The sequence below is a fragment of the Streptomyces longhuiensis genome, from assembly GCF_020616555.1.
GTDB lineage: Bacteria > Actinomycetota > Actinomycetes > Streptomycetales > Streptomycetaceae > Streptomyces > Streptomyces longhuiensis.
Genome location: NZ_CP085173.1, coordinates 1,960,208 through 1,982,417, shown reverse-complemented (window position 1 = coordinate 1,982,417; position 22,210 = coordinate 1,960,208). Strand labels below are relative to the sequence as shown.

General features: G+C 72.1%; 21 protein-coding genes. 10 read left to right on the top strand and 11 right to left on the bottom strand.

Annotation, left to right across the window (positions count from 1 at the left end; genetic code table 11):
• Positions 1 to 6: 6 nt before the first annotated feature.
• From LGI35_RS09350 to LGI35_RS09340, 3 genes are all read right to left on the bottom strand, one after another.
• Positions 7 to 2,199 carry an alpha-N-acetylglucosaminidase gene (locus LGI35_RS09350; RefSeq protein ID WP_227293432.1) on the bottom strand — a complete coding sequence of 731 codons (2,193 nt, stop codon included), beginning with the start codon at positions 2,197 to 2,199 and terminating at the stop codon, positions 7 to 9.
• Between the two features lie 159 nt (positions 2,200 to 2,358).
• Entirely contained in the window at positions 2,359 to 3,699 is a 1,341-nt protein-coding gene (locus LGI35_RS09345) for an SWIM zinc finger family protein (protein WP_227293431.1), read from the bottom strand.
• On the bottom strand, positions 3,696 to 6,638 hold the full coding sequence (locus LGI35_RS09340; protein WP_227293430.1) for a DEAD/DEAH box helicase: 2,943 nt from the start codon (positions 6,636 to 6,638) through the stop codon (positions 3,696 to 3,698). The genes LGI35_RS09345 and LGI35_RS09340 overlap by 4 nt, the downstream gene beginning before the upstream one ends.
• A gap of 247 nt (positions 6,639 to 6,885) precedes the next feature.
• Between LGI35_RS09340 and LGI35_RS09335 the strand changes: the two genes are divergently transcribed.
• Positions 6,886 to 7,941, top strand: coding sequence for a fatty acid desaturase family protein (locus tag LGI35_RS09335; RefSeq protein ID WP_227293429.1), 1,056 nt, complete (start codon positions 6,886 to 6,888; stop codon positions 7,939 to 7,941).
• Between the two features lie 286 nt (positions 7,942 to 8,227).
• Positions 8,228 to 8,410 (top strand): hypothetical protein, encoded by a 183-nt coding sequence (locus tag LGI35_RS09330; RefSeq protein ID WP_227293428.1) that lies wholly within the window; start codon positions 8,228 to 8,230, stop codon positions 8,408 to 8,410.
• Positions 8,411 to 8,421: 11 nt separating this feature from the next.
• Here LGI35_RS09330 and LGI35_RS09325 read toward each other — a convergent pair whose 3' ends face one another.
• The 4 genes from LGI35_RS09325 to LGI35_RS09310 form a co-directional block, all read right to left on the bottom strand.
• A complete protein-coding gene (locus LGI35_RS09325) occupies positions 8,422 to 9,825 on the bottom strand; it encodes a tannase/feruloyl esterase family alpha/beta hydrolase (protein ID WP_227293427.1) in 1,404 nt (467 codons plus the stop codon).
• Between the two features lie 174 nt (positions 9,826 to 9,999).
• Positions 10,000 to 10,935 carry a hypothetical protein gene (locus LGI35_RS09320; protein WP_227293426.1) on the bottom strand — a complete coding sequence of 312 codons (936 nt, stop codon included), beginning with the start codon at positions 10,933 to 10,935 and terminating at the stop codon, positions 10,000 to 10,002.
• Positions 10,936 to 11,114: 179 nt separating this feature from the next.
• The gene (locus LGI35_RS09315; protein WP_227293425.1) at positions 11,115 to 11,411 is read right to left on the bottom strand and encodes a hypothetical protein; all 297 of its coding nucleotides are present in this window, start codon (positions 11,409 to 11,411) and stop codon (positions 11,115 to 11,117) included.
• Positions 11,412 to 11,497: 86 nt separating this feature from the next.
• Positions 11,498 to 12,028 (bottom strand): PadR family transcriptional regulator, encoded by a 531-nt coding sequence (locus LGI35_RS09310; protein ID WP_227293424.1) that lies wholly within the window; start codon positions 12,026 to 12,028, stop codon positions 11,498 to 11,500.
• A gap of 136 nt (positions 12,029 to 12,164) precedes the next feature.
• Here LGI35_RS09310 and LGI35_RS09305 point away from each other — a divergent pair, with 136 nt between their 5' ends.
• Positions 12,165 to 12,944, top strand: coding sequence for an alpha/beta fold hydrolase (locus LGI35_RS09305; protein ID WP_227300254.1), 780 nt, complete (start codon positions 12,165 to 12,167; stop codon positions 12,942 to 12,944).
• On the opposite strand, the gene LGI35_RS09300 is transcribed toward LGI35_RS09305, so the two are convergent.
• A complete protein-coding gene (locus tag LGI35_RS09300; RefSeq protein WP_227293423.1) occupies positions 12,941 to 13,540 on the bottom strand; it encodes a class I SAM-dependent methyltransferase in 600 nt (199 codons plus the stop codon). The genes LGI35_RS09305 and LGI35_RS09300 overlap by 4 nt on opposite strands.
• Positions 13,541 to 13,765: 225 nt before the next feature.
• On the opposite strand from LGI35_RS09300, the gene LGI35_RS09295 reads away from it, so the two are divergent.
• The 5 genes from LGI35_RS09295 to LGI35_RS09275 are packed head-to-tail and all read left to right on the top strand — an operon-like array spanning position 13,766 to position 18,649.
• The gene (locus tag LGI35_RS09295; protein ID WP_227293422.1) at positions 13,766 to 14,545 is read left to right on the top strand and encodes an MHYT domain-containing protein; all 780 of its coding nucleotides are present in this window, start codon (positions 13,766 to 13,768) and stop codon (positions 14,543 to 14,545) included.
• Between the two features lie 56 nt (positions 14,546 to 14,601).
• Positions 14,602 to 17,181, top strand: coding sequence for a sensor histidine kinase (locus tag LGI35_RS09290; RefSeq protein WP_227293421.1), 2,580 nt, complete (start codon positions 14,602 to 14,604; stop codon positions 17,179 to 17,181).
• Positions 17,178 to 17,615, top strand: coding sequence for a roadblock/LC7 domain-containing protein (locus LGI35_RS09285; protein WP_116500194.1), 438 nt, complete (start codon positions 17,178 to 17,180; stop codon positions 17,613 to 17,615). Before LGI35_RS09290 ends, LGI35_RS09285 begins: the two co-directional genes overlap by 4 nt.
• A gap of 16 nt (positions 17,616 to 17,631) precedes the next feature.
• Positions 17,632 to 18,063 (top strand): DUF742 domain-containing protein, encoded by a 432-nt coding sequence (locus LGI35_RS09280; RefSeq protein ID WP_227293420.1) that lies wholly within the window; start codon positions 17,632 to 17,634, stop codon positions 18,061 to 18,063.
• Complete coding sequence (locus LGI35_RS09275; RefSeq protein ID WP_227293419.1) at positions 18,044 to 18,649, top strand: GTP-binding protein; 606 nt, start codon at positions 18,044 to 18,046, stop codon at positions 18,647 to 18,649. The genes LGI35_RS09280 and LGI35_RS09275 overlap by 20 nt, the downstream gene beginning before the upstream one ends.
• A 46-nt stretch (positions 18,650 to 18,695) precedes the next feature.
• On the opposite strand, the gene LGI35_RS09270 is transcribed toward LGI35_RS09275, so the two are convergent.
• The gene (locus LGI35_RS09270) at positions 18,696 to 19,124 is read right to left on the bottom strand and encodes a PPOX class F420-dependent oxidoreductase (RefSeq protein ID WP_227293418.1); all 429 of its coding nucleotides are present in this window, start codon (positions 19,122 to 19,124) and stop codon (positions 18,696 to 18,698) included.
• A gap of 96 nt (positions 19,125 to 19,220) precedes the next feature.
• Between LGI35_RS09270 and LGI35_RS09265 the strand changes: the two genes are divergently transcribed.
• Together LGI35_RS09265 and LGI35_RS09260 are read left to right on the top strand one after the other, a co-directional pair.
• Entirely contained in the window at positions 19,221 to 19,619 is a 399-nt protein-coding gene (locus tag LGI35_RS09265; RefSeq protein ID WP_116500198.1) for a roadblock/LC7 domain-containing protein, read from the top strand.
• Between the two features lie 110 nt (positions 19,620 to 19,729).
• Entirely contained in the window at positions 19,730 to 20,716 is a 987-nt protein-coding gene (locus LGI35_RS09260) for a DUF6397 family protein (RefSeq protein WP_227293417.1), read from the top strand.
• 37 nt (positions 20,717 to 20,753) lie between these two features.
• Here the strand turns inward: LGI35_RS09260 and LGI35_RS09255 are convergent, their stop codons facing one another.
• Complete coding sequence (locus LGI35_RS09255; RefSeq protein WP_227293416.1) at positions 20,754 to 21,302, bottom strand: tetratricopeptide repeat protein; 549 nt, start codon at positions 21,300 to 21,302, stop codon at positions 20,754 to 20,756.
• A complete protein-coding gene (locus tag LGI35_RS09250) occupies positions 21,299 to 22,171 on the bottom strand; it encodes an acyl-CoA thioesterase (protein WP_227293415.1) in 873 nt (290 codons plus the stop codon). Before LGI35_RS09250 ends, LGI35_RS09255 begins: the two co-directional genes overlap by 4 nt.
• Positions 22,172 to 22,210: the final 39 nt, after the last annotated feature.

The following is a 22,210-nucleotide window of genomic DNA, read 5'->3' as shown; positions in this document are numbered from 1 at the left end:
GCGTGGTCAGATCCGTGCGGCGACCTTGCGGGCGATACGGACGATGTCGCCCGAAGGCCGTGCGGAGTACGCCGGGTGGTCCCGGACCCAGCCGTCCTCCAGGGCGTACCAGTCGACCGGCCGAGGTGACGTGCCGTCGGCGAGGGCGGCCGCGAGCCCGTCGAAGTAGGTCCGCCAGCGCAGTGTGTAGAGGCCGCCGATGAGCCCGGCCCACTCGCGGTTCGCGTAGTCGTGCAGACCCCCGTCGTCGGCGCCCGAACGCGGACCCCACACGGTCACCAGGGACACCGCGTCGTACTCGAGGCGGTCCCGCTCCTCCTCGTCGGCGCCCCACGCGCGCGCGTCGGCGATCCAGCGCCCGAGCAGGTGCCGCGACTGTGTGGCGACGGTCTCCTCCAGCAGCCCGAGCCAGGTGAACCACTCACCCGTCAGCTCCTCGAACGCCGCGCGGTCCTCGGCGTCGTACGCGGCCTTGATCCGCGGCAGCAGGATGCGGCTGCGGTGCGAGATCGTCTGCCGGGTGACGTCCATCAGGTCGTAGGCGTACGCGGAGCTGCGGCGCAAGCCCGGCGCGACCGCGAGCAGTTCGGGCAGGGCGCGCGCGAACTCCTGCGGGTCGTACCGCAGCGCGCCCGGCGACCATGACGCCCCGCTGGAGACGTCCAGGTCGGGCCGGGCGCCGAACAGGCCGTCGTGGCCCTCGCTCCAGCTGTCCGCGCGCGTGGTGCCGTACGCGGTGCGGCGCAGGACGTCCCAGGCGGCCACCGCGTGCGCGTCGTGCCCGCCGTAGCGCTGCACCGGCCACTGCTCGAACCAGCTCTTCAGCTCGACCGGGCCGTCCGTCCACGGCAGATCGCTGAAGAGGGCGAACGCGGCCGGGTTGTTGTCGGCGCCCTCGGGCATGAGCGCGATGCCGTTCAGGGCACTGTTCTCCTTGGTGCGCCAACTCTCGTACAGTGAAGCCCAGTCGGGGGTGTTGGCACCCATCGTCGTATGGCCGCCGAAGTTCCAGATCGACCCGAACGCGTAGGGCGTGCCCGCCCAGTCCTTGTCGCGGTCGGTCACCGAGGGGAAGCGGTCGGAGAGACCGTCGACGATGAACATCTTCGAGCGGTCGACGGCGTCGAGGATGTCGCGGCGCGGGTTGGTCTGCCAGCCGAGGATGTTCCAGATCGCCCCGGGATGGGCGGTGCGCAGCGCCTTCTCGACCGCCTTGGCGGCCTCGCCGACCGGCACGTCGCCCGGCTTGCCGCCCTCGTGCAGCAGATCGAGTTTGTACATGGTGGTGTCGCCGAGCAGGTCGCTCTGCGCGCGGTAGAACGTCTCCGCGATCCTGGCGAAGTGCGGGTCGCGCGGGTCGAGCCAGTCGGGGCGCGTGAAGCCGACCCAATCGCCCTGGGGGACTGTGTGCGCGCCCGGGTTCCGGTCGGCGAAGCCCGGCGGGACGGTACCGAAGTAGCCGGGGAACACCGGGGTCATGCCGAGTTCGCGGATCCGGCGGACGACTCTGCGGGCGAGCGCCGCACGCCGGTCGAGGAGCCGCCGCGACACGGGGCCGCCGAACCCGGACATGTTCTGCAGCAGCCACCACGGCTGGTGGGCCGGGCCCGCGATCCACGCGCGCATCTCGGCGTCGTCGTAACCGAATTCCTGGAACGTGCGGTGGTAGACGGTGTCGGCGCCGAGGTGGACGAGGACCTCGTTGAAGCCGTGCAAGGCGAGGACGTCGAGCTCGCGCTCCCAGTAGTCCCAGCCGTGATACGGGCCTGTGTAGCCGTCGTTGGTGTCGTTGAAGGCGAACCGGTGGGCGACGTTCGCGCCGCGCGTCAGGGGGGTGGTGAGGCCGGGCAGCCGCGCCGGCAGGGACTCGGTCTGCTCGCCGGTCCACGAGAAGTGCGCGTGGGCGTGGTGGCGGAGGTAGTGGTGAAAGCCCGTCAACTGCACGGCGGGCGTGGTGCCTTCGACGAGGACGCGGCCTCTGGACCCCGACACCCTGAACGCGTCGCCCGAGCCGACGGCGGGGTGGGGGAGGGTGCGAAAGGTGACCTGGTCGTGGTGGCGCGGCAGCAGCCGGGCCAGGGCGTCGCCGGCCGGGGTGCGGGAGACCGCAGCGCTCTCGGCGGTGGCACCGGGCGCGGAGGCGGCGAGTGCGGCGGCGGATCCGAGGGCGGTGAGCACGGTACGGCGACCGAGGTTCATGGAGCACTCCAAGCGCGTGAGTGGACTGGACCACTTGCGCCGGGGATCTTACGGAGGGCGGGAACGGTTCGGTAGGGAGCGGGGGTAAGCGCTTGCGGTGGCCTGTCGGACGGGCGGCGGCCGGGGCGGACGCAGGCGCGTGTTCACCCCGGCCGGACGTCACTCGTCCCCGACGGCGGTCGACAGCGCCGCGGCCGGGTCATGGGCCGCCGTGCCCGCCGGGAGCCACCGGCCCCGGTTCTCGCGGAACGGCCACCAGCGGCCGTCGCGGCCGAGGCGGACCTGTGTGCCCGAGTCGGCGGCCGTCCACCGATTGCCGGTCGCCCGCAACGACGGGCGCTCCCCGGCGTCCCAGGCCGCTTCGACGGCGGCACGCGCGCGTGCCGCGGTCTCCGCGTCCGGCGTCCACTCGTCCTCCAGGACGGACAGGCCGGCGGTGCCTCCGTGTTCCCACGCCAGCACGGCCGCCGCGAGACCCTCGCCGTCCCGCCCCGACCCCTCCGCGAGCCGGGCCCCGATCCGCGCCTCGGGGGAGCCCGCGGCCAGTCGTACGGCATCGTGATGGATCATCAATTCCTGATCCGGTGTGCGGAGTTCATGGCCCGGGGTCAGCGCATCCGTCAGCATCCGGTGCGCCTCGGCGGCCGCCCGCGCCCCGAGGAACTCCAGCGCCGCCACATCCGTCCCGATGGGCGGCTCCGACTCCGTGTCCAGGGACGGTACGGGCCCCGCCTCGGGCGGCACCGGGGGAGCGGCGGGCAGCGGCGGCAGTATGCTCCCCGCCGCGAAGGCCTCCGTGGCGTCGACACCGTCCGCGTCCGACGGCTCCTCGCCGGCCTCCTCGTCGGCGGAGGACCCGGACGGGGCGGACGCGACGCTGCGCACCTGGAGTTCGTCGAGCAGCGCCCGCTCGCCACGCCCGCGCATCAGCAGCAGTACGAACGGATCCTGGTCGAGGAGACGGGCCAGCTGATAACAGAGCGCCGCCGTGTGGGCGCAGTGGTCCCACGCGTCACACCCGCAGCGCGGCTCCAAGTCGCCGATACCGGGCAGCAGTTCCACGCCGGCCGCCGCCGCGTCCTCGACCAGGTGCGGCGGCATCTCGCGGTCGAGCAGCGCCGCGATGTGCCCCGCCCGCTCGACCGCCATCCCGAGGAAGCGGTCCCATTCCTCCTCGCTCAGCCGTTGCAGCAGCACGTCGGCGCGGTACACGGCGCCGCCCCGGTCCCCGACGACCGCGGTGACCCGCCCGGGCCGCACTGAGACCGCCCCCACGGACCCGGCGCGCGCCAGACTGCGCCCCGCCTTCAACTGCTGGAGGTCGAGCGCCGTGTCCTCCAGTGCCTTGAGCCAGGTCTGCCCCCACCACGACTGCGCGAAGCCGCGCCCCGGGACGGGCGCCAGCGCCGCGAAGACACGTTCCTCATCCGACGCGCCGGCCCCCTCGCCGTCGCCTTCGGTGTCGAACAGGTCGTCGTCGTACTCGTGACGGTCCGTCATCGTGCGCCCCCTCGCAGTTCGACCAGATCGGCCAGTTCGGAATCGGTCAGTTCGGTCAGGGCCGCCTCGCCGGAGCCGAGCACCGCGTCGGCCAGCTCCCGCTTGCGGACCAGCATGTCGGCGATCCGGTCCTCGATCGTCCCCTCCGCGATCAGCCGGTGGACCTGCACCGGCCTGTTCTGCCCGATCCGGTACGCGCGGTCCGTCGCCTGTGCCTCGACCGCGGGGTTCCACCAGCGGTCGTAGTGCACGACATGTTCGGCGCGAGTGAGGTTGAGGCCCGTACCCGCGGCCTTCAGGGACAGCAGGAAGACCGGCACCTCGCCCTCCTGGAAGCGCCCCACCATCGCCTCGCGCGCGGCGATGGGCGTGCCGCCGTGAAGGAACTGCGAGGCCACGCCGCGCGCCGCCAGATGCTGCTCGATCAGGCGCCCCATCTGCACGTACTGCGTGAAGACCAGGACGCTCGCGTCCTCGGAGAGGATGGTGTCGAGCAGCTCGTCCAGGAGTTCCAACTTGCCGGAGCGGCCCGGGATGCGCGGCTCGTCCTCCTTGAGGAACTGGGCCGGGTGGTTGCAGATCTGCTTGAGCCCCGTGAGGAGTTTGACGATCAGTCCGCGCCGGGCGATGCCGTCCGCTCCGGAGATCTCCGCGAGCGTCTCGCGCACCACGGCCTCGTAGAGCCCCGCCTGCTCGGTGGTGAGCGACACGGCGCGGTCGGTCTCGGTCTTCGGCGGGAGCTCGGGCGCGATGCCGGGGTCCGACTTGCGGCGCCGGAGCAGGAAGGGACGCACCAGGTGGGACAGGCGCTGGGCGGCGGCGGGGTCCTTGCCCTCCTCCACCGCGCGCGCGTAACGCGTGCGGAACGTGCCGAGCTTTCCGAGCAGCCCCGGGGTCGTCCAGTCGAGGATCGCCCACAGCTCGGACAGGTTGTTCTCCACGGGGGTGCCGGTGAGCGCCACGCGCGCGCGTGCGCCGATGGTCCGCAGCTCCTTCGCGGTCGCCGAGTGCGGGTTCTTGACGTGCTGTGCCTCGTCGGTGACGACCATGCCCCAGTCGACGGCGGCGAGTTGCGCGGCGTCGAGCCGCATCGTGCCGTACGTGGTGAGCACGAACTCGCCGGCGGCGAGGTCCTCCAGACTGCGGTGCCCGCCGTGGAAGCGGCGTACGGGGGTGCCGGGCGCGAACCTCTCGATCTCGCGCTGCCAGTTGCCCATGAGGGACGTGGGGCAGACGACGAGGGTGGGGGCGGCGGTCTCCGGTGCGGTCTGCCGGTGCAGGTGGAGGGCGATCAGCGTGATCGTCTTGCCCAGGCCCATGTCGTCGGCGAGGCAGGCGCCGAGGCCGAGGGACGTCATCCGGGCCAGCCAGTTCAGGCCGCGCAGCTGGTAGTCGCGCAGGTCGGCGGCCAGCGCCGCGGGCTGTCCGACGGGCTCCATGCCCTCCGGGTCGGCGAGGCGCTCCCGCAGCTCCGCGAGCCAGCCCGTCGGGTGGACGTCGACGCGGCGGCCGTCGACCTCCGTGGAGCCCGTCAGGACCGCGCCGAGCGCGTCGATCGGCGTGACCTTGCGGTCCTGGTGCTCGCGGGCGCGCCGGGCCTCCTCCGGGTCGACGAGAACCCACTGGTCGCGCAGCCTGACCACGGGCCGGTTGGCCTCGGCGAGCCGGTCGAGCTCCTCCCGGCTCAGCTCCTGGTCGCCCAGCGCGAGGCGCCAGTTGAACGCGAGGAGCGCGTCCGCCGCGAGGAACGACGGGGTGTCCCTCCGGAGCCGGTCCGGGTCCCTCCCTCCGGGTGACGCCTCGTCCGGAGGGCCGATGACCGCGCGTGCGCTCAGCCGGCGCGCCAGCTGCCGGGGCCAGTGCACGTCCACACCCGCCGCCGCGAGGGCCCGCGCACCGGCGCCGAGCAGGTCGGTGATCTCCTCGTCCGCGAGGTCGAGCGCGTCCGGGACGGCTGCCGAGAGCAGCGGCGTGAGGGGCGTCCAGGCGCGGGCTGCGCGCCGCAGCGCGAGCAGGGCGTCCATGCGGGCCCGCGGCCCGAACGTCCTGGCCGAAGCGCCCGACGCCGCCCAGACCTCGGCGGCGTCGGCGACCAGCGCGGGGTCGCTGACGCTGTGCATCTGGAGCACGGCGCGAAAGGCGACGTGTTCCTCGTCCTCGGCTCCCGGTACGGTCCGGTCGAGGCCCGGCACCTCGACGCGCAGCGAGATCCGCACGCCCGCGTCGTGTCCCGCGGCGACATCGGCGGCCCACGCGCGGTGTTCGGGCACCTGCTGCGGCTCGGGCGCGGCGAAGGGACGCGCGCCCGCCGCGAGGCTCGCCGCGGGGGAGCGGGGCAGGGTGTCGGCGACGGCGTCGAGGAAGGCGCGCAGCAGCGCCTCGGGCGCGGGGAGGCGCAGCGGACCCGGACCGTCCAGGGGTGTCGCGTGGGCCGCGGGCGGCATCGCGGCGGCCAGTTCCCCGACCCGCTCCAGATCCTCGGCCCGCAGCGGGCCCGCGCGCCAGGCGTCGTGGTCGGTCGGCGTGAGCCCGGGCAGCAGCAGGCCGCGCGCCGCGAACTGGAGGGCGAGCACGGAGGCGGCGCCCCAGAAGACGGCGGTCGGGTGCGCCTGCGCGGTGGCACGCGCGCGCGTGAGGACCGGCAGCGCGGCGCGTACGGGCAGCAGGACGGCGGGTACGGACTCGCGTGCGGCACCGGTGCCTGCGGGCACGGCGAGGCTCAGCTCCTCGGGCGTGCCGGCCTCGGTGTGCGGAGGCCGCCCGCCGTCGGGGCGCCAGAAGGCGACTCTTCCTTCGCGTGCCGGGTCGCCGGGCACGAAGACAGCGCAGCAGCGGACCAGTTCGGAGATCTCGGGGAGTGATGCCACGGGACGCCTGTGGGCAGCGATGACGTATTCCTCAAATTTGACTACCGGGCGGAATCGTCGAGGGTATCCCATGAATGCGACCGGTGTGCCGCGCCGCAAGGTGACGCCGGTCACTCGTGCTCGCAGGGGTGTGGCTAGCCCCCCTTCGGGGGCGGTGCTACCCCCGGGATCGGTCGGGTGGTGGCCTCATGGTGCCCAAGGCCACCGATTCCTAGGTTTGTTGAGGTCGGGCCGTCTCGTGAGCAGGGCGTCCGGACAGTACGCCATTCCCCTCCCCTCACTTGTCCCACAGCCATGCCCAGAGACCGGAGACCTCGCCATGACCCTGGCCGTCGAACCCGAAGTGGACCATTCCTCAGGAGCGGCCGGGACGCAGCCGCAAGGAAGCGAGTTCACGCCGTTGCTGCGCACCGTCAAGAGCCAGGATCTCCTGGAGCGGCGCACCGGCTGGTACGTGCGCAACATCGCGCTGAACGCCCTGTCCCTTGCCGCCGTCGGCACGGGCATGGCCCTCATCGGCGGTTCCTGGTGGGTCCTGGCGCTGGCGCCGGTCCTCGCGGTGCTGTGCGCGCGCACCGCCTTCGTGGGGCACGACGCCGGCCACGCGCAGATCACCGGAAACCGCGCCGTGAGCCGGGTCATCGGGCTCATCCACGGCAATCTCCTGCTCGGCATGAGCTACAGCTGGTGGAACGACAAGCACAACCGGCACCACGCCAACCCCAACCACATCGACAAGGACCCCGACGTGGCCGCCGACGTCCTCGTCTTCACGAGCAAGCAGGCCGCGACCCGCTCCGGTTTCCGCCGCTGGCTCACCCGCAACCAGGCTTGGCTGTTCTTCCCCCTGACCCTCCTGGAGGGCCTCGCCCTGAAGCTGTACGGCTTCCAGGACCTGCGCCGCCAGCCCGCGCGCGAGCGCGCCGTGGAGGGAGCGCTCCTCGTCGCCCACGTCATCGGCTACGTGACCCTGCTCCTGACCACCATGCCGCTCGGCCACGCCCTCGCCTTCGCGGCGATCCACCAGGCGCTGTTCGGCCTGCACCTCGGTATGGCCTTCGCGCCGAACCACAAGGGCATGGAGATGCCCGACCCGGACGGGGAACGCTGGGGCCACCTGCGCCGACAGGTCCTCACCTCCCGCAACATCAAGGGCGGCGCACTGACCGACTGGTTCCTCGGCGGCCTCAACTACCAGATCGAGCACCACCTCTTCCCGAGCATGCCCCGCCCCCACCTGCGCCTGGCCCAACCCCTCGTCAAGGCCCACTGCCGCGACCTGGGCATCCCCTTCACGGAGACCGGGCTCGTCGACTCCTACCGGCAGGCCCTGCGCCACATGTACGAGGTCGGGGAGCCGCTGCGGATGGAGTGAGGCACTGTCCGGGCGGGTCCGGTCCGGTCGCCCCCCTGCGCAGCCTGAGCCCCGGGTTCCTCGCCCGGGGCTCAGGGTGTGCGTCCTGCCTGAGGCCGCGGAGGGCTCGGGGTGCGTGTTCTCCGGAGCTGCGCGGGCCTCAGGGGTGCGTCAGGGTGGAGGCTCAGGGGTGTATCAGGGTCGTGAACAGGAACCGCCCGGGCCGCGAGTCCGTTTCAGAGAGTAGAGGCGGGGGCCCGCCTCTCATGGCGAGGGCGGTTTGCAGCCCCCGAAGGAGGCGACGGACATGTCGAGGAACGCGAAGATCGCCGCAGGAGGTGTGGCGGCCGGACTCATCCTGTTGATCTGGCTGCCCTGGTGGGCGTCGCTCCTGATCATTCTCGGGGTACCCGCGGCGGCCTACCTGGCGCTGGACCCCTCCCAGCGGCGCAGGCTCCGCCGCGCCTCACGCAGGGAGCTGGGCCGCTGACGGACGCGGTGCTACGGGCGGGTGGCAGCTGTCGCAGCCGTCGCCGAGCAGCTGTTGACGACGTCGCCGCTCGCCGGCCTGGCGATCGTGTGGTCGGCGGGCGGCCGTGTGCCGTCCTCCACCCACGCGGTGAGCACGTCGAACGCGGACCGGTAGCAGGGCAGCACGGGCCGCAGCCGGTCGGGATAGGTGTCGTAGAGGCCATCGGTGTGCGTGCCGTCCTGCACGGTGTACGAGTGGTGCAGGCGGCCGCGCCCCCGGTCGTCGACCATCCGTCCGTAGACATCGGCGTCGGCCGCGATCGGCAGCAGGGTGTCCAGGTCGCCCTGGAGCGTGATCAGTGGCTTGCCGATCCGCCCCCTCAGTGCGACCCGTGCGACGGCCCGGTGGACCGAGGCGGGGCGTGCCGTGTAGTCGTAGGAGGCGTCGGAGGCGCACGGCGCGAGCAGCTCGTCCGTCGTCGAACCCGCTGAGGGGCCGGGGCACTTGGAGTCGTACGAGGGATCGAACTCGGCGCGGTAGATCTTCTGCGTGATCCCCCAGTAGGCCTTCTGGTGGTAGGCCCACAGGAATTCCGACCCGCGCGCGAAGCCCACGCGGTACAGATCGTCGGCGCCGGCCTTCCCCAGCCCGTAGGCGACGGCGGTCGGGAGCGAGGTGAGCAGGTTCGGGCCGTCCGCGGTCCAGAGGGTGCCCTCCCAGTCCACGCCTCCGTCGTACAGCTCGGGATGGTTCTCCAGCTGCCAGCGCGTCAGATAGCCGGCGTTGGAGATGCCGGTCATGTAGGTCCGCCGCGGAGCCCGCCCGTAGCGCTGGGCCACGGCCTTCTTCGCCGCTCTGGTGAGTTGGGTGGTCCGGTTGTTCCACTCGACGATCGCGTCGCCGGGACGCTTTCCGTCACGGTAGAAGTCAGGTCCGGTGTTGCCTTTGTCGGTCGCCGCGTAGGCGTATCCCTGGGCCAGGACACGGTCGGAGATCGCCGCGTCCGTCGAGTACTGCTTGCGGTTGCCGGGTGAGCCGGTCACCACGAGGCCGCCGTTCCAGTGGTCGGGCAGCCTGATCACGAACTGGGCATCGTGCTGCCAGCCGTGCGTGGCGTTCGACGTGGAGTCGTCCGGGAAGTACCCGTCGATCTGCGAACCGGGGACGCCGGACGGGTTGCGGGTCCCCTTCGCGGTGAGGCCCGCCTGGTCGGCGGTGTCGGTGTACGGGGTTCCGGCCAGAGCCGATGTCGTCAAGTCGTCCAGACAGGCGCTCTGTTGAAGGGCGGCACCCGGGACGTGCACCCGTTCCTGGCGCGCGCAGTGCGCCCCGCCTCCGCCGCTCTCCACTGCGGCCCCCGCGGGCACCGGCCCCGAGGCGGCCAGCGCCAGCAGGGCCGTGGCAAAGAGAGGGACTGTTCCGGGCACGCGCATGGTGAGCCTCCGCGACGACGAGGGACCGGCAAGGGTGACGAGCGGGGCCATCGTGCGGGCGGGACCAGTCACCGGGCCATGGGCCGGCGCCACATGGAGGAGGGGAGCGTTATGTGGGGCGGGGGTTTGGGACGACCTGCGCGCAGCGGGCCGGGTGGCCTGCTGCGGGAGGGGTCAGGAGGGGCGCACGGCCATCTTGTCGAGCGCTTCCAGGAGGCCGGGCAGCTCGGGGCCCCGCCCCACGGGCAGCACCTCACCGGGCTCGTCGTCCAGGAGCACGAACGCGATGTCGTCCGTCCGGGCCACCATCGACCAGCCGGGACCGTCGGCCCGGAGCGTCCGGGCATCGCCGGACGCGAACGCCGAACGGACACGGCCCAGGGGCGGAGGACTGTCCACGTAGGCGCGCACCTCGGACAGGACCCGCCGGATGCCGGCGTGCGAGGCGCGGGTGCTCTGCGCCTCGCTGTCGCTTCCGGAGGCGGTGGCCGTGGCGGCGTCGCCGGGAGCGGTGGTGGTGGGGGCGTCCGCACTGTCGGGGCCGTCGGCGTTCGCGCCGTCGGCCCCCTCCGCACCGGAGGCGCCGCCCGCGTCGTCCGTCAGGAACGCGCTGTCGTCGATCTGCTCCCGCCAGGAGGCCCACTGGAGGGCGATCTCGTCGGCGCCGAGGCGGCGTTGGGCCGGGCCCCACGTCTCCGTGTTCGGCGGGGTGAGGGGCGGACCGTCCATGATCTCGGGGTCGTGTTCCGGGTCGTGCGGGTCGGGGACGCCCGGCGCGGACACGGACAGGGCGAGCGGCCACCCCGGCAGGGCCGAGACCACCGTCCGCTCGTCGGGCGACAACTCGTACTCCATGCCGCAGTCCCAGGACGCGATGGCGACGGCAACCAGGGACACGTCGTCGATGACGACCGTCCAGCGCGCCCCCGCCCCGTCCTGCCCGAGTATGAGCCCGTACCCGTCGGCGAGGGGTGCGAGCCCGAGCGCGGCGCATGCCTCCGGGTAGTCGTCCCCGAGCACACTGGGGAACTTCGCAGGGGTCAGCAACACCGCCGTCAATACGTACAGCGCGTCGTCCCCGGCGGCGACCGCGTCGTCCGTCCCGGCCATGCCAGCCTCCCCTGAGCTTCGTCCGTCGGCGCACCCTAACCACTCGCGGTGGAGATCGTCGAGGGCGTTGAGCTGGAAATTCTCCCAGGGGACCCGGTGTGGCACTCGGTGGGCGGACCATGCCAAGATCCCGTGCGCACTTCGTGTGCCTCCCGTGGAGGGCCGGCGGGAGTCGCGGGTCAGGTGGTGGCGGGCAGGCCGAGCAGCGCCCGTGCCACCACCTCGGGCGATTCGTCGCGTTCCCGTGCGAGCGCGACGACCGCGCGGCACGCGAGTTCGTTGATGCCGAACGTCAAAGCCTCCGGAGACACCCAGGTCGCGGCCTCGGTGATCCTGTCCTCGTCATCCTCGACGGATGCCGACACATAGGTGGCCGCCGCCTCGAAGAGGTTGGGCGGCCGCTTGCGCGGCGGTGCCGCGACGCTCGCGCCGGCCGGTGCCCGTGTGGCCAGGACCTTGCGGAGTCTGTCGAACATGTACGCCACCTTCCCCCTGCGTGGTGTGCGACGGTGCGTCACCTCCTCAACGTAGAGCGGGAGTTCGAGCGCCAGAAGGGTTTTGTCTAGGCGCGTGCTCGCAAGTCCGTGAGGGTGGAGCGCAGCCAGGCCAGTTCGGCCCGGCTGGTCGCGCGGGCGACGGTGAGGATGCCGCGACGGAACGGGTCGTCCAACTCCTCCGCGCGCAGGGGGCGTTCACCTTCGTAGAAGAAGCTGGCCGGTTCCTCCAGGAACGCCAGCCTGCGCGCGAGCACGGTCGCCTGCGCCGCCGGGTCGTCTAGGTGCCGCAGGAACGCGAGGACCGTGAACCAGCGGTTCTCGTCGGTGATGTCGGCCCGGCCGGGCTCCGCCAGCCTGCCGCGGAGCTCGTCCCGGCCCGCTGTCGTGAGGTTGAGGACGTGGCGCTGGGCCGCGACCGACCCCGGCTGTGTCTCGCGGGTGAGCAGGCCCGCCTTCTCCAGGCGCTTGATCGCCGGATAGAGCGTGCTCTCGGCGACGGGTCGCACGTGGCCGGTCAGTGCCGTGATCCGTTTGCGCAGCTCGTATCCGTGCAGGGGCGCGTCGTAGAGGAAGCCGAGGATGGCGAGTTCCAGCATGCCCCTATTGTGCCGCACTCTCTCCGGATCCGTTGTACATCGGTCTGGTAATACATCGGCACCGATGTATGCTCTACGGGGCGCCTCGCAAGAGCGGGGTCGTGCGGTTGCTGGGGAGAGGGAGTGGGAGCGCATGATGAAGCAGGCTCGGTTCGACTCGCAGGGGAGCTGTATCCGCTGGGTCGAGGCCGACGGGGACGGGGCTCCGCTGGTGTACGTCCATGGGCTGGGGTCCGCCTCGACCGTCTACCACGCGCACATCGCAGGCAGGCCCGAACTCGCGGGCCGGCGCTCGCTGTTCGTCGATCTGCCGGGGCACGGCATCAGCGACCGGCCCGCCGACTTCGGGTACTCGCTGGACGACCACGCCGATGCTCTGGCGGCCGCTCTCGACGCGGCCGGCGTGTCCGGGGCCGAGCTCGTCGCGCACAGCATGGGCGGCGCCGTGGCGATCGTTCTCGCCCACCGCCGCCGGGACCTCGTCTCACGGCTCGTGCTCACCGAGGCGAACCTCGACCCGTACCCTCCCCGCGTGGAGGGCAGCAGTGGAATCGCCTCCTATGGAGAGGACGAGTACGTCAACGGCGTCGGCCACGCGCGCGTGCTCGCCAAGGTCGGTCCCCTGTGGGCGGCCACCATGCGTCTCGCGGACCCTCTCGCCCTGCACCGCACCGCCGTCGGACTCGCCCAGGGCACCCGCCCCACCATGCGGCAGATGCTCATGGACCTGGACATCGACCGGCTGTATCTGCAGGGTGCGCGCAGCGGTGAACTCGCGGACCGCGCGGGCCTCGAGGCCGCGGGTGTACGCGTGCGCACCGTGCCCGACGCCGGGCACAACGTCATGTTCGACAACGCGGAGGCCTTCGCCGCGGCGGTCGCGGACCCCGCTCTCGCGTCGCCCGGAACGCGTTAGTCCAGGCGCTCCGCCAGCGCCAGGAAGCGGGCGTCCTCATCCGCGTACGACGTCATCCGCCAACCCGAACCGGCCAGCAGTGAGCGCAGGTTCGGTTCGGCCCGCAGGTCGTCCGGGGTGAGCTCGCGGCCCTGTCGCGCGGCCAGTGCCGCCCGCCCGATGGGGTGGAACAGCGCGAGGAGTCCACCCGGGCGCACCACCCTCGCCAACTCCCGCAGATTCTCCTGAGGTTGGGGCAGGTGCGCGACAAGGCCCGAACCGAAGACGGCGTCGAGCGACCCGGACCGTACGGGCAGGCGCGTCACGTCGGCGAGCATCAGCGAGCCGGCGCGATCCCGTCCCGCTCGCACGGCGGCCTCCAGCATCGCGGGCGTCAGGTCGACTCCGAGTACGGCCCCCGAAGGTCCCACGGCGTCCCTGAGCGCCGGCAGGGCGCGTCCCGTGCCGCATCCCGCGTCGAGCACCCGGTCGCCCGCGCGGAGCCCCAGCTCGGCGACGGCCGCCTCGAAGCGCGGACCGTCGTCGGGGAACCGTGTGTCCCAGTGGGCCGCGCGGGTCGAGAAGAACTCCTGTACGTGCGTGTGGTCGTCGCTCATGGCTCCATGATCTCTCGCGTGCGGACGCGCGTGGTCGGGTGTGAGGTATCGAAAACTCCGCATGCGACCGATGAGAACCGATGCGAACCGAAACCGCCGCATGCGCGGACGGTGCACATGTTCGAGCCTGACGCGATCGTTCACGCGCGTCTCTCTGTCATATTCCAGCAGCTTTCGAAACGCGCCCCAGTTGCGCGCCCCCGAGAGGTCTAGCGTCCCGGAGCCATGGGACACCTGGACCACGCCACCTTCGGCTGGCTTACCCCCGTGCTGTCATACGTGATGGCCTCCATCGGTGCCGCGCTCGGTCTGCGCTGCACCGTCCGCGCCCTCGGCGCCACCGGCCGTTCGCGGCGCAACTGGCTGATCACCGCGGCGTCCGCGATCGGCACGGGCATCTGGACGATGCACTTCGTGGCGATGCTCGGCTTCGGCGTCACCGGCACGGAGATCCGCTACGACGTGCCGCTCACCGTCCTCAGCCTGGTCGTCGCCGTGGCCGTCGTGGGCGTCGGCGTCTTCGCCGTCGGCTACAGCCGCGACCGCGACCGCAACCGCGCCCTCGCCCTCGGCGGGCTCACCACGGGACTCGGCGTCGCGAGCATGCACTACCTGGGCATGGCTGCGCTGCGCCTGCACGGCCAGGTGCGGTACGACCCGCTGCTCGTGGGGCTCTCCGTCGCCATCGCCGTCGTCGCCGCGACGGCCGCCCTCTGGGCCGGACTCAACATCAAGTCGCCCGCCGCTGTCGCGGTCGCCTCCCTCGTCATGGGCGGCGCGGTGAGCAGCATGCACTACACCGGAATGATGGCGGTGAGCGTGAAGGTCGCACCCTCCGCAGCGGCCCTGTCCGGGGCCACGGCGATGCAGTTCATCTTCCCCCTCGCCGTCGGCCTCGGGTCCTACCTCTTCCTGACGTCCGCGTTCGTCGCGCTGTCCCCCACCACGGGGGAGCGCGAGGCCTCCGCGTCGGCCCAGCGGCCCGTCGAGAGCGTCGCACGCTGACGGCGGACCGGCGCCACGACCCTTCCCACCACGAGCGCACCACGAGCGAGGAGGCCATGCGTACACCCCGTAGGACCCCCATCAACGGCGCGCCGCCCAAGCCCGCGCCCCCGGCGCGCGGACGGCGCGCGCACGCCGGACCGCCCGCGGAAGAGGACCACACAGCGGACGACCCGTCCGCCCCGACCGTGCCTCCCACGCGCGCGGGAGGCCGAGGACTGCGGCCCCGCACCGTCCGCGCCAAGATCGTGTGCCTCCTGATGGTGCCCGTCGTCTCGCTGCTCGCCCTGTGGGCGTACGCGACGGTCACCACCGCCCAGGACGTCGCCCGCATGCGGCAGTTGCAGCGGGTCGACTCCACGGTCCGTGGCCCGGTGACCGACGCGGTCGCCGCGCTCCAGGCCGAACGCGCCGCCGCCGTCGCCTACGCCGCCAAGCCGGCGGCCGACCGCGGTGACGACCTCAGGAAGCGCAGCTCGGCGACCGACAAGGCCGTGGCGAAGCTCCGCCTCGGAGACGGCAACACCGTCGCGGACGGGGCCGATCTGCCCGCCCGGCTCGCTGAGCGCCTCTCGGCTTTCGTCAGTGACGCCGAGAAACTGCGCTCCGTGCGCAGCGCGGTGCAAGGCCGGCGCACCGGCTGGGAGGGCGCGTACGGGAAGTACACGAAGACGATCGACTCGGCGTTCGCCGTGACCGGCGCCGTGACCGGGATCCAGGACGACCGTCTCGGCTCCGACGCGCGCGTGCTGTTCGAGTTCTCACGGTCCGGCGAGATGCTCGCCCGCGAGGACTCCCTGCTCAGCGCCGCACGACTCGCCGGCTCCCTGGACGGCGCACGGCTGCGGCTGTTCACCGGGGCGGTCGACACCCGGCGGACCCTCGCCGAATCGGCCGTCGCCGACCTCCCTGCACCGCAACGGACCGCCTGGCGCCACCTCGTGGAGGGAAGCGCGTACGGCGACGTACGCGCCATCGAGGACAAGGCGCTCGCCGCCACCCCCGGCAGCGCGGCGCTCGCCGCGGCACCCGCACTCACCTGGGACAGCGCGCACACGACCGTGCAGAACCGGTTCCGCTCGATCGAGACGGACGCGGCGCGCACGGCCGGGGTCCGGGCGGATCCGTTCACCCGCGGACTGCTCACGCCCGCGGGCGCCGCTGTCCTCTTCGGCCTGCTGGCCGTCGCCGCCTCCCTCGTGATCTCCGTACGCATCGGCCGTGGCCTGGTCATCGAACTGATCAGCCTGCGCAACAGCGCCCTGGAGATCGCCCGGCGCAAACTCCCGCACGCCATGCGGAAACTGCGCGCCGGCGAGGAGATCGACGTCCTCGCCGAGGCGCCGGAAGGACCTCCCGCCGAGGACGAGACCGGACAGGTCGCCGAGGCGCTCGGCACGGTGCACAGGGCAGCCCTGCGCGCCGCCGCCGAACGCGCGGAACTCGCCAGCGGGATCTCCGGGGTCTTCGTCAACCTCGCCCGCCGCAGCCAGGTCCTGGTACACCGTCAGCTCGGCCTCCTCGACACCATGGAACGCAGGGCCGAGGACCCGAACGAACTCAGCGACCTCTTCCGCCTCGACCACCTCACGACCCGCATGAGGCGGCACGCGGAAAGCCTGATCATCCTCTCCGGAGCCGCCCCGGGCCGCGCCTGGCGCACCCCCGTCTCGCTGACCAACGTGGTCCGCGCGGCCGTCTCCGAAGTTGAGGACTACGCGCGCGTGGAGGTACGGCAACTGCCCGCCGCCTCCGTGCAGGGCGCGGCGGTCGCCGACCTCACCCACCTCCTGGCCGAACTCGTCGAGAACGCCGCCCAGTTCTCCCCACCGCACACCAAGGTGCGGGTCAGCGGCGAACCCGTCGGAAACGGCTACGCCCTGGAGATCGAGGACCGGGGTCTCGGCATGGGCAAGGAGACCCTCGCCGAGGCCAACAACCGCATCGCCCACTCCGAAGCGCTCGACCTCTTCGACAGCGACCGGCTCGGGCTCTTCGTGGTCAGCCGGCTCGCCCACCGCCACGACATCAAGGTGCACCTGCGCACCTCGCCCTACGGCGGCACCACCACGGTCGTCCTGCTGCCCACACCCCTGCTGCACGTCGGAACCCCGGAACGGGCGGACATCACCCAGGAACACGCGACGGAGCACCACTTCGCGCGCGTGCCCGACCCGGAAGCACCTCACATGAACGGCAACTCCGTGCCCGCCCAGGGGCCACGCCCCGCCATCGCCGCCGCCGTACACGCCGTGCCGGACATCGACACGGCTCACGACGCCCCACCGCCCCCGGGAGTCACCGCCCTGCGCCTGCACAGGCAGCCCGCGAACAACGCGACGAACGCGAACAACGCGAACAACGCGAACAACGCCAACAACACCGACGACGAATCACCGGACGGGCTGCCGAAGCGGGTGCGGCAGGCGAGCCTCGCGCCTCAGCTGCGCGAGCGGCCCGAGGAGCAGAACGGCTCCGCACAGCACCGGGAACCCGATGCACGGACGCCCGAACAGGCACGGCAGCGCATGGCGGCCTTCCGTGACGGCTGGGTCCGGGGCGGCGGCCGCCCACCAGGAGCCGGCTCAGGAACCGTGCCCGGCAGCGACAGCACCACCGAAGGAGATCTCACATGATCCAGGACCCCACCACGGGCGCCGCGCCCCGGTCCGGAGAACTCGACTGGCTCCTCGACGACCTGGTGCAGCGCGTGGCCCAGCTGAGGCACGCGGTCGTCCTGTCCAACGACGGGCTCGCCGTCGGCGCGTCGAACGGGCTCGGCCGCGAGGACGCCGAACACCTCGCCGCCGTCGCCTCCGGCTTCCACAGCCTCGCCAAGGGGGCCGGCCGGCACTTCGGAGCGGGCGGAGTCCGCCAGACGATGGTCGAGATGGACGACGGCTTCCTCTTCGTCGCGGCCGCGGGCGACGGTTCCTGCCTCGCCGTCCTCAGCGCGGCCGACGCCGACATCGGCCTCGTCGCGTACGAGATGGCCCGCATGGTCAAGCGGGTCGGCGAACACCTCTACACCCCATCGCGGTTCGCCGCGCATCCGCCCGCCGCCGGATGACCGGGCGGCCACGACGATGAACGATCACGGGCACAGGGACGACCAGGGACAGGGCAGCCCGGACCGGTCGGGCAGCCAGTGGTACGACAACGAGGCCGGGCCCCTGGTCCGCCCCTACGCGATGACCGGCGGGCGCACCTCACCCGGGCCGAGAGGGGTGCGGTTCGACCTGATCGCACTCGTCAAGCTCGACGGGGCCGCGCCCGGCAAGGACGACGACACGGCACTCGGCCCCGAGCACAGGGCGCTCATCGAGCTGTGCCGCACCGAGACGCAGTCGGTCGCCGAACTCGCCGCGGGCACCGACCTCCCCGTAGGGGTGGTCAGGGTGCTCCTGGGCGACCTTCTCGACATGGGTTGCGTCAAGGTCAGCCGGCCCGTGCCGCCCGCTCAGCTACCCGACGAAAAGATCTTGAGGGAAGTCATCGATGGCCTCCGAGCACTCTGAAGAGACGAACGCCGACAACTCCGCCCTGGCTCTGAAGATCCTGGTCGCGGGCGGATTCGGGGTGGGCAAGACCACCCTGGTCGGCGCCGTGAGCGAGATCCGACCGCTGCGCACCGAGGAACTGCTCAGCGAGCTCGGCCAGAACGTGGACGACACCGGAGCCGTGGAGCGAAAGACCACGACGACCGTCGCCATGGACTTCGGCCGCATCACCATCCGCTCCGGCCTGTCGCTCTACCTGTTCGGCACGCCGGGCCAGGACCGTTTCTGGTTCCTCTGGGACGAACTCTCGCAGGGCGCGCTGGGCGCCGTCGTCCTCGCGGACACCCGCCGGCTCGAGGACAGCTTCCCGGCCGTGGACTACTTCGAGCACCGCCGCATCCCGTTCGTGGTGGCGGTCAACTGCTTCACGCATGCCCGTACTTACGGCGCCCTCGAAGTGTCGCGTGCCCTCGACCTCGACCGCGGGACCCCCGTCGTGCTGTGCGACGCCCGTGACCGCGACTCGGGAAAGGAGGTGCTGATCCGGCTCGTCGAGTACGCCGGGCGGATGCACACCGCCCGGCTCCTCGACTCCGTGGGCTGAGGTACGACGTCGTCGGTCGGCGAGCCCCGTGCACGGTGCGCCGTCGTCAGTCGGCGAGCCCTGCCAGCGCCACGACCTTCTCGATCCGCACGCGTACCAGGAGCTCGCCGGGCACGCCGTTGCGCTCGCCGAACTCCTGGGCGCGGTCCTCGCCCATGTAACGCCCGCCGATCCTGGCGGCCGAGTCCCGCAACTGCCCCAGGTCCTCGATGAGTTCGGCGCGGCCCTCGATCACCGTGAAGGAGAACGGTGGCCGATCGTCGTCCACGCACAGGGCCACCCGGTTGTCCCGGGCGAGATTGCGGCCCTTCACGGTGTCCTTGCCGGTGTTGAACAGGAGGTCCTCGCCGTCGAGGACGAACCAGACGGGCGCGACGTGCGGGCTGCCGTCGGGCCGCACGGTGGACAGCTTGGCGGTACGGGTCCCCTCGGAGACGAACGCCCGCCATTCCTCATCGGTCATCTTGTGTGCCATGGGGTCATCCTGCTTGCCGAGACGCCGGGCGTGGGGAAGGCTGGCGAGACAGATCCTCCGGGTAGGGGAGCGATCGGGAATGGGGGAGACGGGATCATGGCGGACAACGAGGGGCTCGGCTGGCTGCTGGACGACCTGACAGAGCGTGTCGAGCACGTGCGCCACGCCCTTGTCCTGTCCAACGACGGTCTGGTCACCGGAGCGAGCAGCGACCTCAGGCGGGAGGACGCCGAGCATCTGGCGGCCGTGTCGTCCGGTCTGCACAGCCTGGCCAAGGGATCCGGGCGGCACTTCGGTGCCGGTGGCGTCCGGCAGACCATGGTCGAGTTCGACGACGCCGTCCTTTTCGTGACGGCGGCGGGCGACGGCAGCTGTCTGTGCGTCCTCAGCTCGGCCGAGGCCGACATCGGCCAGGTCGCCTACGAGATGACGCTGCTCGTCAATCGGGTCGGCGAGCACCTCGGCGTGGGAGCCCGCCGAGCAGAAGGCTCCTGACCTGCATAGACGTTGGTCCGGTCAGAGTTATCCACAGGCTCAGCGGCGCGGGCGGCCTTCGGGCTACGGTTTTTCCCGGGAGCGATCACGACTCACGGGGGAGATCAGACATGGGTGGCGACACCATCGCGACACCGGCCACGCGGGTACCTGCGGCCTCGCTCGCACAGAGCAGGGCGGCTCGCGAACTGGGGCTGAAACGGGGAGAGTTCGAGCTGGCGGTACGACTCGGACGCGTCCGCACCGTACCGGCCCACGACGGCGGGCGCCGCCGTGTGGCCCGCGAGGAGATCGAGCGGTTGCGCGACACCGCGGGCTTCCCGGACTCGCTGCGGGAGCATGTCCGGGCCGTGGGGACCACGGAAGGCGCGGGCCTCATGGACATCACCACGGCCAGGTTCACCCGGCTCGCCCGCGCGGGGATGCTGACGCCGGTGCGCTTCTACCTCAATCGCTACAGGGCTGTGGTCTGGCTCTATCTGGCCGAAGAGCTGAGGGAGTTCGCGGCGGCCGAGGTCAACGCACCGCTGATGACAGGACGCGCACCCGACCGAATGCGCGCCCGCCTCGAAGCGGGGATCGACCTACGGCCCCGGAACTGGCGGTCGCGGCACGCGGGCCACCTGCTCGGGCAGAGCGCCGACGCATGGGAGCGCGCCGCCGCCGTCGCGTCCCTCCTGGACCCGGTGACGGTCCTGGACCTCGTCAAGTGCCCGTACGAGCGCGGCTATCTGAGCAAGCTGCGCCCCGAGTCGACCGGACACGGCGCGCCCGACTCGCCATCGGCGCGCATCGCCGAGCGGATCATGACAGCGGACGACCCGCACGAGATCAGCTGGCTCAGGGCGAGCCTGCTGCTCAGCCTGGCGGAGGCGCGACGCCTGCGGCCCGCGCCGCGACCGAACGCGGGCACTCCGGTCGCCGCGCACCAGCAACCACCCGCGCCGACCACGTACTCCAATGGAGTGGCCCCGCCGGAGCCGGATCTCGCGCCGACACAAGGGGCGACCGGGACGGGCGAGCAGCGTCCGACCGAGGCCGAGCCACCCCGCCCATCGCGCGGACTGCTCGGCTGGCTCCGCCGCAGAGGAGCCTGAACCGGGCCTGTGGCGGCGGTAGTTCGGGAGTGCGGGCCTACCCGTCGGCGCTGAGACCTGTGGCGTCGAGGCCGGTGGCGTCGAGATCCGTGGCATCGAGGTCCTTGGCGTAGTGCTCGATGGCCGGCCGGTACGCGATGAGGTCAGGATCGCCGCTCGTCTCCGCGAGAACGGTCAGCAGCAGCCGCATCCCGTCGTGCGCGCGGCCCACGTTGTACAGGGCCATGGCCAGGAACGTCTGAAGGGCGTTGTCCTCCGGGAACTCGGTGACGCCGCCGCTCAGCGTGGCGACCGCCTCCGGGTAGCGGCCGAGAGTGCGGTACGTGCTGCCGAGGCCGAGCAGAGCGCCACGCCGCTCGTCCGCACTCAGGCCTGAGCCGGCGAGTGCCCGCACGTAGTACGGAACGGCGTCCGCCTCGAGCCCGAGGGCATCGTGGACCCAGGCCGTCTGGTACGCGACCTCGGCGTCGTCGGGGAATCGGGCGGACAGCGCGACGAGTTGCTCGCGGGCCTCCTCGCGCAGACCGTCCTCGCGCAGCCGCACGGCCCGGGCGAGCGACGCGTCCCGGTCGACGGCGCCGGTCACTCCCCGAGCTTCCGGAAGAGGCCTTCTTGCACCACGGACACGAGGAGGTGTCCGGCGGCGTCGTAGATCCGGCCGCGCGCCAGACCGCGGCCGCCCGTCGCGATCGGGGACTCCTGGTCGTACAGGAACCACTCGTCCGCACGGAAAGGACGGTGGAACCACATGGCGTGGTCGAGCGAGGCCATGTCGAAACCGCGCTGTCCCCACAGCGGTTCCACGGGGATGCGCACGGCATCGAGGAGGGTCATGTCGCTCGCGTACGTGAGAGCGCAGGTGTGCACGAGCGGGTCGTCGCCGAGGGGCCCGACCGCGCGCATCCAGACCGCGCTGCGCGGCTCGGCGCTCTCGATGTCCTCGGGCGACCAGCGCAGCCGGTCCACGTACCGGATGTCGAAGGGCTGGCGCCGCGCCATGAGCTCCAACGTCTCGGGCAGCGCGCCCAGATGGGCCTTGACCTCGTCGGCGATCGTCGGCAGGGACTCCGGATCGGGAACCTCGCGCGCCGGCGGCAGCTGGTGCTCGAAGCTCCCGTCCTCGGGCTTGTGGAAGGAGGCGGTCAGATTGAAGATCGTGCGGCCCTGCTGCACGGCGGTGACACGGCGCGTCGTGAACGACCGGCCGTCGCGGACCCGTTCGACCTGGTACACGATGGGCACGCCGGGGCGGCCCGGACGCAGGAAGTACGCGTGCAGCGAGTGCACGGGCCGGTCGCCCTCGGTGGTGCGGCCCGCCGCGACGAGCGCCTGGCCGGCCACCTGGCCACCGAAGACCCGCTGCAGGGACTCCTGCGGGCTGCGGCCCCGGAAGATATTGACCTCGATCTGCTCCAGGTCGAGCAGGTCGACGAGCCGCTCAGCCGGGTTCGTCATGCGTTGTTCTCCCATCTCTGCGCCGCGCTCCGAGCGCTG